The 12642-nt window shown below is 64.4% G+C and carries 13 protein-coding genes; 5 read left to right on the plus strand and 8 right to left on the minus strand.

Annotated features, from left to right (window positions below):
• Nucleotides 1–14 precede the first annotated feature (14 nt).
• Entirely contained in the window at nucleotides 15–404 is a 390-nt protein-coding gene (locus tag FHS69_RS03825; protein WP_341801659.1) for an NUDIX domain-containing protein, read from the minus strand.
• 115 nt (nucleotides 405–519) lie between these two features.
• On the opposite strand from FHS69_RS03825, the gene FHS69_RS03830 reads away from it, so the two are divergent.
• Both FHS69_RS03830 and FHS69_RS03835 read left to right on the plus strand, forming a co-directional pair.
• Nucleotides 520–699, plus strand: a complete 180-nt coding sequence (locus FHS69_RS03830; RefSeq protein WP_067467324.1) for a Flp family type IVb pilin — start codon at nucleotides 520–522, stop codon at nucleotides 697–699.
• Between the two features lie 105 nt (nucleotides 700–804).
• Nucleotides 805–978 (plus strand): Flp family type IVb pilin, encoded by a 174-nt coding sequence (locus FHS69_RS03835; protein ID WP_067467328.1) that lies wholly within the window; start codon nucleotides 805–807, stop codon nucleotides 976–978.
• Between the two features lie 88 nt (nucleotides 979–1066).
• Here FHS69_RS03835 and FHS69_RS03840 read toward each other — a convergent pair whose 3' ends face one another.
• The 4 genes from FHS69_RS03840 to FHS69_RS03855 all read right to left on the minus strand — a co-directional run bounded on the left by FHS69_RS03840 (nucleotide 1067) and on the right by FHS69_RS03855 (nucleotide 6377).
• The gene (locus tag FHS69_RS03840) at nucleotides 1067–2545 is read right to left on the minus strand and encodes a M48 family metalloprotease (RefSeq protein ID WP_166776598.1); all 1479 of its coding nucleotides are present in this window, start codon (nucleotides 2543–2545) and stop codon (nucleotides 1067–1069) included.
• Between the two features lie 123 nt (nucleotides 2546–2668).
• A complete protein-coding gene (locus FHS69_RS03845; RefSeq protein WP_151885683.1) occupies nucleotides 2669–3613 on the minus strand; it encodes an acetyl-CoA carboxylase carboxyltransferase subunit alpha in 945 nt (314 codons plus the stop codon).
• 9 nt (nucleotides 3614–3622) lie between these two features.
• Nucleotides 3623–4513, minus strand: a complete 891-nt coding sequence (locus FHS69_RS03850; RefSeq protein WP_341801660.1) for a tyrosine recombinase — start codon at nucleotides 4511–4513, stop codon at nucleotides 3623–3625.
• Between the two features lies 1 nt (nucleotide 4514).
• On the minus strand, nucleotides 4515–6377 hold the full coding sequence (locus tag FHS69_RS03855) for a hypothetical protein (protein ID WP_166776599.1): 1863 nt from the start codon (nucleotides 6375–6377) through the stop codon (nucleotides 4515–4517).
• A gap of 206 nt (nucleotides 6378–6583) precedes the next feature.
• Between FHS69_RS03855 and FHS69_RS03860 the strand changes: the two genes are divergently transcribed.
• From FHS69_RS03860 to FHS69_RS03870, 3 genes are read left to right on the plus strand one after another with little or no spacing between them, the layout of a single operon-like run.
• Nucleotides 6584–7150: a shikimate kinase gene (locus tag FHS69_RS03860; protein WP_067673461.1), complete on the plus strand. Its 567-nt coding sequence runs from the start codon at nucleotides 6584–6586 to the stop codon at nucleotides 7148–7150.
• Nucleotides 7141–8250 carry a 3-dehydroquinate synthase gene (gene aroB, locus FHS69_RS03865; RefSeq protein ID WP_166776600.1) on the plus strand — a complete coding sequence of 370 codons (1110 nt, stop codon included), beginning with the start codon at nucleotides 7141–7143 and terminating at the stop codon, nucleotides 8248–8250. Before FHS69_RS03860 ends, aroB begins: the two co-directional genes overlap by 10 nt.
• Before the next feature lie 32 nt (nucleotides 8251–8282).
• Nucleotides 8283–8759 carry a GNAT family N-acetyltransferase gene (locus FHS69_RS03870; protein WP_166776601.1) on the plus strand — a complete coding sequence of 159 codons (477 nt, stop codon included), beginning with the start codon at nucleotides 8283–8285 and terminating at the stop codon, nucleotides 8757–8759.
• A gap of 125 nt (nucleotides 8760–8884) precedes the next feature.
• Here the strand turns inward: FHS69_RS03870 and FHS69_RS03875 are convergent, their stop codons facing one another.
• Genes FHS69_RS03875 through FHS69_RS03885 form a run of 3 tightly spaced genes read right to left on the minus strand, consistent with a single transcriptional unit; the run spans nucleotide 8885 to nucleotide 12633 of the window.
• The gene (locus FHS69_RS03875; RefSeq protein WP_166776602.1) at nucleotides 8885–10951 is read right to left on the minus strand and encodes an acetyl-CoA carboxylase biotin carboxylase subunit; all 2067 of its coding nucleotides are present in this window, start codon (nucleotides 10949–10951) and stop codon (nucleotides 8885–8887) included.
• Nucleotides 10952–10972: 21 nt separating this feature from the next.
• Nucleotides 10973–11344, minus strand: coding sequence for a lysozyme inhibitor LprI family protein (locus FHS69_RS03880; RefSeq protein ID WP_166776603.1), 372 nt, complete (start codon nucleotides 11342–11344; stop codon nucleotides 10973–10975).
• Between the two features lie 2 nt (nucleotides 11345–11346).
• The gene (locus FHS69_RS03885) at nucleotides 11347–12633 is read right to left on the minus strand and encodes an O-acetylhomoserine aminocarboxypropyltransferase (RefSeq protein WP_166776604.1); all 1287 of its coding nucleotides are present in this window, start codon (nucleotides 12631–12633) and stop codon (nucleotides 11347–11349) included.
• Nucleotides 12634–12642 lie beyond the last annotated feature (9 nt).

The raw sequence follows: 12642 nt of genomic DNA on the forward strand, positions 1-12642 counted from the left end.
TGGCAATAACAAAATTACGCTTTGGCGAATAAACCCTGCACCAACGCGACATCGAGCGGCGGCTTCGCCAGCCGCGCTATCTCGGGCACCACAAACCAGTCAACTTCGCCGCCCTCCAATGCCGCCACCGGGTTGCCGTCCCATTCCGCCGTGTAAAGCATTATGACAATCTCGCCCGCACCTGTTGCACCCTTCCCCTCGGCGAAGCATGCCGGCATGCAGGCAGCGGGATCAAGCGCCAGACCGAGCTCTTCGGATATCTCCCGAACCAACGCATTCCGGGGCGTTTCGCCCGCTTCGACCTTTCCGCCGGGAAACTCCCACAGGCCGCCATGATGCTTGCCGATCGGCCGTTTGTGCATCAGCCAGCGCCCGTTTCCATCGCTTAGGGCGAGCGCAGCCACGCAGGTCCATGTCGGAATTTCTTTCACTTTCGTGCCCGCCCTCAACAGTTTCTTAACTCCCCGAGCCGTAACCAGTCACCGTCAGCTTAGACAAGCAGCGAGTGGGGCACGGACAATGATCGAATTCCTGCGCACGTTGGAACGCGACACCCGTGGTGCCACCGCAGTCGAGTACGGGCTGATCCTCGCTCTGATCTTTCTCGCCATGATTGGCGGGATCCAGGCTTTCGGTGCGGTTGCGACGACCTTGTGGTCCGACATCGCCGACGCGGCAGCCGCTGTGATGGGCGGCTGAAGAAAGCGGTTAGGATTTTTTCAACCGTTTCGCTGCAGAACGCAAATTGCCTGAACCGCATTCGTGGGTTGGGCCGGGTACGAAGACTGAACCAGGAGACTAATCATGAAGTTTTTCCGCAAGCTGCGCCGCAATGAAGAAGGCGCAACCGCAATCGAATACGGCCTTATCGCAGCCCTGATCGCCGTTGCCGCGATCACCGCGATGCAGAGCCTCGGCGGCCAGCTGAGCTCGACCTTCAACACCGTCTCGACCACCATGAGCGGTTCGAGCGTCTAAGTTTCGGCACTGTCCGAAATGAAAGGGCGGCGGGTTTTCCCGCCGCCCTTTTTCGTTGCCCGTTATGAATGATGTGGCCTGGCGCAGTTCAGCGACCGCGTACGACCAGCTTCACCTTCTGGCCCGCGCTGACGCCTTCACTGGATGTCAGCCCGTTCAGAACGCGGAAACGATCCACCTGATTGTCGCTATAGGCCATCCGGCTCGCCAGCGAATTGACGGTATCGCCGCTCCGCACAGTCACGACATCGATGACCCGTGGAATCACATTGGCTGCGGTTTGCGAATCGATACGGCGCATTGAGCCAAACATTGCGTTGAACACCGAGGCATTTCCCGCCGGGGTAATCGCCACGAAATGATAGGCGCGGTCGTTCGCAAACTCATAGGCGAAGACCGTCACATCGACTTGCCCATTGCCCGAATTGACGCGCGCAGTTCCATAGGCCGCGGGAAGTCCGTTGACCGTCGTGCGCTGGATCGACTGCGGGCGGATCTGCTGCTGTTCGCTAACGCCGCCGAATACGCTGGCGACATAGCTTTCCAGATTGCCGTTGTAGGGCGCGAGCGAGAACTGCGCCTGCCCGCTCTGTCCGTTGACGCTGACCGCGCGTGTCCCGTTGACCATGTAGAAGCCCTGCGGGGCGGTGAAAGCGAGACGCAGCTCCGGGTGGATGAACTGACGCCCTTCGACCACGCCTTGCGCGGGATCGTCGCCATAGGTCAGCCCGTCGATCCGGGTCAGAAAGGTGTCGCGATTGGTGATTCCGCCGCTGACACCCGTTGCCTGGGCCTTGGAAAGCGCGCTCTGGACCCGGCTCGCAGGGTCGGGGTGGGTCGACGCCCATTCGGGGATGCTGGCATTGTCGCGGCCCTGCACGCGCGCGTCGAGCGCGTTCTGCAGCGCGAGGCTCTGCAAGACCGTCCCCATCGCGCGCGGATCGTACCCTGCCGAATTGAGATAGCGGATCCCGAGTTCGTCGGCTTCGAGTTCCTGCGAACGCGAGAATTTGAGCGTCAGCAGCTGCGAGCCTTGCAGCGCGGCCTGGCCGAGCTGCTGGCCGAGCCCACTGTTGCCGAGCAGAACGCCCGACAGGATCGCTCCGGCCGCGCCGAGCAGCGTGTTGCGTTGCGCCGCAGCCTGGCGCCGCTGCGAGTGGCGCGCCGCCACATGACCGACCTCATGTCCGAGGACCGCCGCGAGTTCGGCCTCATTGTTCATCAGCGCGACCAGCTGCCGCGTCGTGTAGACATAGCCGCCGGGGATGGCGAAGGCGTTGTTGACCGGGCTGTTGAGAAGCGAAACGGTAAACGATTCACGTGCATTGCCGAGGCCCGACTGGACGGCGATGTTCTGGCCGACCTGCTGCACATACTGCGCATGGCTGCCGCTCATCGCCCCGCCGAATTCGGCGAGCAGTTGCGGGTGCGCTTCGGCGCCCATCTGCGCCTCGCTCTGCGTTATCGGCGCAGAGGCGCTGGGGATATTTCCTCCGCCCATGCAGCCGGCAAGCGCCAGCGAGAGGGTGGAAACGGTGGCGGTGGCGGCAAGCTTGATGCGCGTCATGAAAGCGGTCTCCCCGATTGCGTCCGCGCACAGGCCTTTACCGGGCCCGTGCGCTCGCTGGTCATCTAACCCTCGGAGAACCTTATCAAGCTGGGGTTTGTTCCCGCTTGACAGCGGATGGGATCATCCCGCCAGCGCGAGGAAACGCTCTTCACGCAGTCGCTTGAGCTCGTGCGGGGCATACCCTGCCAATTGGTCGAGCTCTTCGCCGATCGCGTTGCCCAGCGAAGCCGAGGCGGCACGCGGATCGCGATGCGCACCACCGACGGGCTCGGGAACGATGCGGTCGATGACGCCCAATTCCGCGAGGTCCTGCGCTGTCACCTTCATGGCTTCGGCTGCATCGGGAGCCTTCTCAGCCGTACGCCAGAGGATCGAGGCGCAGCCTTCGGGCGAGATCACCGAATAGACCGCGTGCTCCATCATCAGCACGCGCTCGGCGCTGGCCAATGCCACGGCCCCGCCCGATCCGCCCTCGCCGACGATCGCCGCCACCATCGGGACGGGCAGCGCGAGGCAGGCTTCCGTCGAACGCGCGATGGCTTCTGCCTGGCCGCGCTCTTCCGCCTCGACCCCTGGGAACGCGCCCGAGGTATCGACCAGCGTGACCACCGGAAGGCCGAACCGCCCCGCCAGTTCCATCAATCGGATCGCCTTGCGATAGCCCTCGGGCTTGCCCATGCCGAAATTGTGACGAATCCGGCTGGCGGTGTCGTTGCCCTTCTCGTGCCCGATCAGCACCACCTTGCGCCCGTCGAGCTTGGCGAAACCGCCGAGGATCGCCTCGTCGTCGCCATAGGTACGATCGCCGCCGAGCGGAACGAACTCCTCGAAAATCTGCTCGACATAATCGCGGAAATGCGGGCGCGAGGGATGCCGCGCCACCTGCGTTTTCTGCCACGGAGTGAGCGATTGATAGGTGCTTGCGAGCAGGTTCGCGCTCTTGAGCTCGAGCCGCTGCAGCTCGTTGGAAATATCGACGTCGTCGCCCTCTGCGGCGCTCCGCAGTTCGGCGATACGCTGTTCGAGCTCGGCGACCGGCTTCTCGAATTCGAGGTAGGAAATCATGCCACGGCGCTAGTCCGAAGCGCGCGCATGCGCAAGCGGGTGCCGCTCGTTCACCAGCTTCACCAGTCGCGCGGCATCGACATGCGTGTAGATCTGCGTGGTAGAGATATCCGCATGGCCGAGCAGAGTCTGCAGCGCGCGCAGGTCCGCCCCGCCCTCGAGGAGATGCGTGGCGAAAGCGTGGCGAAGCACGTGCGGGCTCAGCTTTTCGGGCGCCATGTCGGCTCGCGTGGCGAGCTGTTTGAGCATCTGAAAAAGCCTGACTCGCGAGATATGGCCGGTTCGCGACGGAAACAGCCAAAGCGAATCCGCCGGGCGAAGGCCGAGCCAGCGCTGCAGTGCGGCGCCCGCGCGCTGGCTGATCGGGACGAGCCGCGTCTTGCCGCCCTTCCCCGTGACGGTGAGAAAAGGCGCATCGCGCGGAACCGAAGACAGCGGAAGAGAAACCAGCTCGGTCGCCCGCAGGCCCGAGCCATAGAGAAGTTCGAGCAAGGCCAGCATGCGCACAGCGGCGGGCGAATCGCTCTGCGCCTCGGCCTCGGCGGTGGCGAAAAGCCTTTCGATCTCCGCATGAGTCAGGATCTTGGGCAGTGGCCGCCGGGTCGCCGGCCGTGGCAGGGCATGCGTCGGGTCGTCATCGCGCAGGCCTTCGTCGACGAGAAACCCGAAGAACTGCCGCAGAGCGGAGATCTTCCGCGCCAGTGTGGCTGGCGCCAGCGCCGACCACGCCTCTCCCAGTTTCGCCAGTTGCGCCGCGCTGGCGGCCTCCAGCGCCGTGCCGATCAATTCCTCGGCTTGTTCGAGGTCGCGCCCATAGGCGAGCAGCGTGTTGCGGGCCGCGCCGCGCTCGCTCGCCAGCATCGCGAGAAAATCGGCGATCGACGATCCCTGCCCGCCCACGTCAGGCGCGCGCGACCGCCTCCGCGGCGATCATCCGGGCTTCGGCTTCCAGACCTACACGGCGCAGCGCCGACACGATATGAAACAGATGCCGTGCGGTCATGCGATCCCAGCCCTCGCCCTGCATACCGAGGCCGGCGAGCATGGCCACCAATGCGGCATTGTCGACCTCCGCCGCGCGATCAATCAGTCGCGTCCAGCGCGTAGGGGCGGCAAATTCCACCGCAAGGCGCTCACTGAACTGGGCGACGTCCGCGCTGGCGATGCGCTCCAGTCCTGCGAGGCCCGCTAGTAGCATGCGCGACTTGTGCTGGCGCGCCGATTCGTCGTCGTCGACAAAGCTGTCGAGATCCCCGCCGCTCACCATCGCTGCAGATGAGGGATTGGCCAGCGCCAGAAGTGCCCAAGCCTCGCTGCCGTTGTCGACCTGCGATGCCCAGCGCATGGCGTCACCATCGAGCCCCGCTGCCAGCATAGATGCGATCAGGCCGTCCGCTTCCTCGCCAATCTCTTCGGTGACCGGCAGCCGCGCTGCGGCATAGGCAGTCAGCACCATGCGGCCGTAGGAATAGTCTCCGCCGCCCGACCAGATGTCACGGATCGCCGAAAGGCGGCGCAACGGATCGGCACCGACATAGGCTTCGCGCAACCGTGAGGCGGTGATGGCGGCATCGCCCTGCACACCCTCTTCGGCGAAGATCTGGCTATAGAGGTCAACCATCGCCGAGGATGACAGGACGCCGCTGCTTGCAGCGATATCCGCCCCGCGCGCGCGTTGCACCGGGGTGAGCGCGGGGGTCAGCGCCGCAGTGCGCAGCAATTCCGGCGCCGCGTCCTCGAGGAGCCCTTGGGGCACGGGTTCGCCAAGCGCATTGGCCATCGCGAAACGCCAGGGGGTGAGCGTCCCCGTATCGTCCCATTCGATCGTCACCGCACGGCGCCCGCGCCCTGCCGAACCGGCAAAACGCTGCGCGAGCAACACGTCGATCCGGTCCTCCTCGGTACGCGACAGCAAGCGGCGTAGATCGTTCTGCGCACGCGTCGCCTCACCCGCATAGGCATTGCAGATCCCCGCGAGCATTTGCCACTGCGCATCGTCGCGCGGGGTTTCGACCAGCCGTACCGCAGGACAGGCTCCCACGATATCCGCACTGCCAATGTAGGCATCAATCGCCGCATTGGTGAGCGCGGGGGAATAGTTCGCCGTATCGATATCCTGCACCAGCGCGCGCGCCACCACGTGTTCGCCCAGCGCATTGAGCGCCCGCGCACGCAAGGTCGCAAACTCGACCGCGCTCATGCCTTCGGGCGCCGCGAGCCGGCTGGCCAGCGCGCGGCGCAACAGAATATGGCCCCAGCGCGAGACCATCGGCTGCGTGGTCCCCGCCAGGACTGCGCGCACCAGCCCGGCAGGTTGGCGCGCCAACGAGCCCGCAGGAAGGCCGCCTTCTTGCACATCGAGCAATCCTACCCGCTCCATCGACCGCCGCGCGGCAGGGGGGATGTCGAACTTAGGCTTCAATCCCAGCAATTCGTCGAGGTCGTCGGTCGACATCGACTCAAGTTCTTCGAGCGTAGGCAGGTTCGTGAGATCGAGGTTGGCGCTCGGCGTTGCTCCAGGCAGCGGCAACGGCTGGACGATTTCGCCCGGCTGCTGGCTGACCGTTCCCGGATCCGCGGCTTCACCCGGCGAAGCCTGCGTCGGCGTGGGTGTCGGCGCACGCGTGGCGCGCGGTGTGGGCGTCGGTGCGGGAGCGGGATCGTCAAAGCCCGGCGGCAGCAAGTCGACCGGCGCTTCCTGCGCGAGCACCATCGCCGAACTGAGCGCGAGTGCCGCGCCGCCGATCATCCATGCAGCTTTCATTTCGAACCGCCCGGGAGATCGATTGCTTGCTCGATCGGGCGCAAAGGCTCCTCGCCGCCGTCAATCAGCGCCGCAACCAACAGGATAATGAACCCCGCTGCCAAGAGACCTGCTAGCCTTCGCCCGCTCATCGCCAAGATTTTCGCGTCCCGCTTCAAGTGCTGATACCTTGCCCGCGCCCTAGCCCAGTTCTAGGCACTGCGGCAATGACCCATGCAACCAGCCTTACCTCCGCCGAAATCGGGGGACTCGCCCGGCGGATCGACCGCCCCGTGGTACTGGTCGGACTGATGGGCGTGGGCAAATCGACTGTCGGCCGGCGGCTGGCGGCGATGCTCGACAGCGATTTCATCGATGTCGACGAGGAAATCGAACGCGCTGCCGACCGGAGCGTGGCGGAAATTTTCGAAGCTCACGGCGAAGCCTATTTCCGCGCCGGCGAGCGACGCGTGATCGCCCGCCTGATGGAAGAACGCCATGGCGTGATCGCCACCGGCGGAGGCGCCTTTGTCGACGACGAGACGCGCGCGCTGATCATCGATCGCGGGATTGCGGTGTGGCTCGATTGCGATATCGACACACTGGTCGAACGCACAGCGCGGCGCGACAGCCGGCCACTGCTGCGCACCGGCGACCCGCGCACGATCCTGACCGAGCTGAAAGACCGGCGCGGCGCGGCCTATGCCGAAGCGCAGATCCATGTGGTCACCGACGATGCGCCGCATGCGGAAACCGCACAACGCATATTGAGGGCGATCGACGCATGGCTGTAATCCCCGTCGAACTGGCCGGACGCAGCTATGAAGTCCGCGTCGCGGGTGGGCTGCTGGCCAATATCGCACAAGAAGCGGGTGCTACCATCCGCAAGCCGCATGTCTGCATCGTGGCCGATGCGAACGCACGTGCACATTGGGGAGAAAGCCTCGCCCGGTCGCTTTCCTCTGCGGGCATTGAGGCTCGCTGGTACGACGTGGCCCCGGGCGAAGCGTCGAAAAGCTGGGACAGTCTCGCGCGGCTAACCGACTGGCTGCTCGGCCAGGGAGTCGAGCGCGGCGATCACGTTTTCGCGCTCGGTGGGGGCGTTGTCGGCGACCTCACCGGATTTGCCTGCGCGATACTCAAGCGCGGCTGCGGCTTCGTCCAGCTGCCGACCACCTTGCTGGCACAGGTCGACAGCTCGGTCGGGGGCAAGACCGCGATCAACACTGCTGCGGGCAAGAACCTCATCGGCGCCTTCCACCAGCCATCGCTGGTGCTGGCAGATCCCGATGCGCTCGGCACGCTTCCCGCGCGCGAACTGCGCGCCGGCTACGCCGAAGTGCTCAAATACGGCGTGCTCGGCGATCGCGCCTTTTTCGACTGGCTGGAACAGTCTGGCAGCGCGGTGGTCGGGCTCGCACGCGCCGAGACCGAACATGCGGTCGCGGCGAGCGTCGCGGCGAAAGCGCGCATCGTCGCCGAAGACGAGCGCGAGACCAGCGGCGCTCGCGCACTGCTCAATCTTGGCCATACCTTCGGCCATGCGCTTGAAGCCGAAACGGGATTTTCCGACCGTCTGCTGCACGGCGAGGGCGTGGCACTGGGGATGGTGCTGGCAGCGCGCTATTCGGCGCGGCGCGGCACGATCGCGCTGGCCGATGCCGAGCGGGTCACCCGGGCTGTCGACGCTGCGGGCCTGCCCTCCGAGATCGCAGCGTTGGGTCTGGATTGCGATGGGCAAGCGCTGGCCGATCACATGCTGCATGACAAGAAGATGGACGCGGGCAAACTCCCCTTCATCCTGCTGCGCGAGATCGGCGATGCCTATCTCGCGCGCGACGTAGAACTGACCGATGTGGCCGCTTTTCTCGACGAGCAATTGCAGGCGCATTGACCGCGGCCAGCTCCGCGCACATCGTGCCGGGCATGGCTTTCGATATCCGCCCTGCCCGAGTTGCCGATCCCGCTGTGCGTGATCTCGTTGGCTTTCACCAGCGCGACATGCTCGCCGTTTCCCCGCCGGGGACCAGCTTCGCGCTCGACGTCAGCGGGCTATCCGGTCCCGATGTGACACTGCTGGGGGCGTGGGATGACGACATGCTGGTCGGCATCGGGGCGATGAAGCGCCTGTCGTCCAACTGTGCCGAACTCAAATCCATGCGGACCCATTCCGATCATCTCGGTCGCGGCATCGCGCGGGCGATCTTGGAGGAATTGATCGCCATCGCCCGGTCTGACGGACTGGCGCGGCTGAGCCTGGAGACGGGTACCAATGAACGGTTCGCGCCGGCAATCGCGCTCTATACCAGGCGCGGCTTCGTCGCCGGCGAGGCTTTCGCACATTATGCCAATGGTCCGCACAACCAGTGCTACCATCTCGAACTCGGCGAAGCCGCAGCCTGATCGTCTTCGCCCTGCTGCGAGGCACATTCGCGATCAGGCCGCTGGTCCCGAGAATGTAGGGCGAAGCGAAAAGCGCCGCGCAGGAACGCTCTCGCGGCGCTTTCCGGATGAGGTGAGGAGGTAATTTACTCGAGTTCGAGGATCACCGCGTCGACCGCAAGGCTTTCGCCCTCCTCGGCGTTGATCTTGCTAACCGTCGCCTGCTTCTCGGCGCGCAGGATGTTCTCCATCTTCATCGCCTCGACCGTGGCGAGCGGCTGCCCCGGCTGGACCTCTTCGCCTTCGCCCACATGCAGTTTCACCAGCAACCCCGGCATCGGGCAGATCAGCATCTTGGACAGATCGGGCGGGGTCTTCTCGATCATGTGCGCAGCAAGATGCGCGACCCGCGTCTGCAGGATGCGCAGGTGATGTGTCGCCCCCCGCGTGGTGATCGCATAACCGGTGCGCGTCGGCTTGAGCTGCAAAGTGTAACTCTCGACCGGCGCGGCATCCTCCGACGCATCGTTCGCGTAGAGCGCCACATCGACCATGGCTTCGCCTGGCGTGTACTGCATCTCGATCGTGACCTGTTCGCCGTCGACGGTCAGCGCATTCTCCTCGAGCCGGACCTCGTGCGAAGTCGAACCTTCTTCGCGCTCGCCGATACGCACGGTCCAGTCGCCGGGCGCATAGAGATCATCGGACAGCTGCCCTTCGACCCGCCGGGCGCGATCGGCATCGGCCGTGGCGATGACGCCGGCGACCGCCGCCAGCACCTTGGTCAACTGCGGCGACGCGGGCGCACCGGTGAAGCCTTCGGGATATTCCTCGGCGATGAAGCCCGTGGTCAGTTCGCCCGAGCGGAACCGCTCGTGCTGCATGATCGCGCTGAGGAAATCGACATTGTGCCCCAGCCCTTCGATCCGGAACGCATCGAGCGCCGCGATCTGCAGATCGGCCGCCTCGTCGCGGGTCTTGCCCCAGGTCACAAGCTTGGCGATCATCGGGTCGTAGAACATCGACACCTCGCCGCCCTCGAAGACGCCATCGTCGACCCGCACGCCATGCTGGCCTCGGCGGCCGTTCGCTTCGCCGTCGTCGGTCCAGGGCTCGACCGGCGGCTGGTAGCGTACGAGACGCCCGGTCGAAGGCAGGAAGCCGCGGTAGGGATCTTCGGCATAGACGCGGTTCTCGATCGCCCAGCCATCGATACCGACATCGTCCTGCATCATGGCCAGCTTTTCGCCCGCTGCAACGCGTATCATTTGCTCGACAAGGTCTACGCCGGTGATCGCCTCGGTAACCGGATGCTCCACCTGCAGCCGCGTGTTCATTTCGAGGAAATAGAAGCTCTCGCCGGTCTTGTCCGCGCCGCTGACGATAAGCTCGACCGTACCCGCGCTGTGATAGCCGACCGCTTTCGACAGCGCGACGCACTGCTCGCCCATCGCCTTGCGCATTTTCGGGGTGACGAATGGCGAAGGCGCTTCCTCGACCACCTTCTGGTGACGGCGCTGGATCGAGCACTCACGCTCGTTGAGATAGATCACATTGCCATGCGTATCGCCGAGGATCTGGATCTCGATGTGGCGCGGATCCTCGATGAACTTCTCGATGAAGACGCGATCGTCGCCAAAGCTGTTCAGGCCCTCGCGCTTGGTCGCCTCGAATCCCTCGCGCACGTCCTTTTCGCTATAGGCGAGCCGCATGCCCTTGCCGCCGCCGCCCGCGCTCGCCTTCATCATCACCGGGTAGCCGATGTCATTGGATATCTCGACCGCATGGTCGGTATCGCGGATCTCCCCGACGAAGCCGGGGACGACGTTCACTCCCGCCTCGCGCGCGATCTTCTTGGACTCGATCTTGTCGCCCATCGCGGCGATCGCCTCGGCCGGCGGACCGATGAAGGCAATGTTCTCTTTCGCCAGCGCTTCGACGAAGCTCGCGCGCTCGGACAGGAAGCCATATCCCGGATGCACCGCCTCCGCGCCGGTTTGCTTGCACGCCGCAATGATCTTGTCGGCAACCAGATAGCTTTCCGACGCCTGAGCGGGGCCGATATGAACCGCCTCGTCGGCCATGCGGACGAAGGGCGCACGTGCATCCGCATCGGAGTAGACCGCCACGGTGGCGATACCCATGCGTTGGGCGGTCTTGATGACCCGGCAGGCGATTTCGCCGCGGTTGGCAATGAGGATTTTGGTAAACATCTCTCGTCCCGTAATTCTTGTCTACTGGGTTATCAGGTCGCGCAGGTCGCGCGTGCGCTGCTTGGTCAGGTCGGTCATGCAGGTCGAGACCAGCAGCGATTCCATGCTTCCGCCACGGGCATAGTAACCCTCGGCGGTACAATGCGTATCCCGGTACGCGATCCAGGCGCGCTGGGCAGCCAGCAACGTTTCGAAATAGCCCGGCCGTCCGTCGTCGACGGGCTCGGCATCGCGGCGCTTCATCTCGGCTGCAGTAAGCTTCCATTGCGCATTGAGCTCGGCATCGTTTTCCTGGAATTCGAGCACCGCACAACGGTTCATTGCCATCTGCGTATAGGGATCCGCGCAATCGAGCGGCGCGCCTTGCATCAGCATCAGGACGGCAACAAGCATCGTCAAATCGCCGCCAGTGCCTGTTCAAGGTCGGCAATGATATCGTCGACATGCTCGATACCGATCGACAGCCGAACCACGTCCGGTCCGGCCCCGGCTGCGACCAGTTCCTCTTCATCCAGTTGGCTGTGCGTGGTCGATGCCGGATGGATGATGAGGCTGCGGGTATCACCGATATTGGCGAGATGGCTGAACAACGCCACGCGCGAGACCAGCGCCTTGCCTGCCGCAAATCCGCCCGTCAGCCCGAAGGTAAAGACGGCGCCGCCTTTCCCGCCGATGTAGCGATCCGCCAAGCTCTTGTAGCGGTCGCTCTCGAGCCCCGCATAGGACACCCAGGCCACCTTGGGATGATCCTGCAGCCATTGCGCAACCGCCAGCGCGTTGCTGCAATGCCGTTCCATACGCAGCGCCAGCGTTTCCATGCCGGTCAGCGCGAGGAATGCATTCATCGGAGCCATCGCCGGACCAAGATCGCGCAGCCCCAGCACGCGGCACGCGGTGATGAATGCAATCGGTCCGATCGGTTCGAGCGCGTCGGCGAGCACCGCGCCGTGATAGGAACCGTTGGGCTGGGTCAGGCTGGGAAACTTGTCGCTCGCCTTCCAGTCGAACTTGCCCGAATCAACGATCAGCCCGCCGACCGCATTGCCGTGCCCATTGAGGAACTTAGTGCAAGAATGGACGACGATGTCCGCACCGTGATCGAAGGGACGACAAAGGGCCGGGGTCGCCATGGTGTTATCGACGATCAGCGGGATCCCCGCATTATGCGCAGCCTCGGCAATTGCGGCAATGTCGCTGACCACGCCCCCGGGGTTCGCCAGGCTTTCGATGAACACGCAGCGGGTGTTGTCATCGATTGCCGCAGCGACATTCGCAGGATCGTCGGCATCGACGAAGCGCGTTTCCCAGCCGAACTTGCGAAAGCTTTCACCCAGCTGGTTGAGCGAGCCTCCATAAAGCTTCTTCGCGGCGACGATGTTGCAGCCCGGCTCCATCAGCGTGTGGAATACAATCAATTGCGCGGCATGGCCCGACGCCACGCCTAGAGCACCCACCCCGCCTTCGAGCGCGGCAATTTTCTTTTCCAGCGCATCATTGGTGGGGTTCATGATGCGCGAATAGATGTTGCCGAATTCCTGCAGGCCGAACAGTCGCGCGGCGTGGTCGGGATCATCGAACACATAGCTCGCCGTCTGGTAGATCGGCGTAATCCGCGCCTTCGTCGTCGGATCGGGCTCCTGCCCGGCATGGATCGTCAGCGTTTCCAGCTTCTGTTCGGTCATCGGCAGTTT

The sequence above is a fragment of the Qipengyuania flava genome (genome assembly GCF_011762005.1).
Taxonomy (GTDB): Bacteria; Pseudomonadota; Alphaproteobacteria; order Sphingomonadales; family Sphingomonadaceae; genus Qipengyuania; species Qipengyuania flava.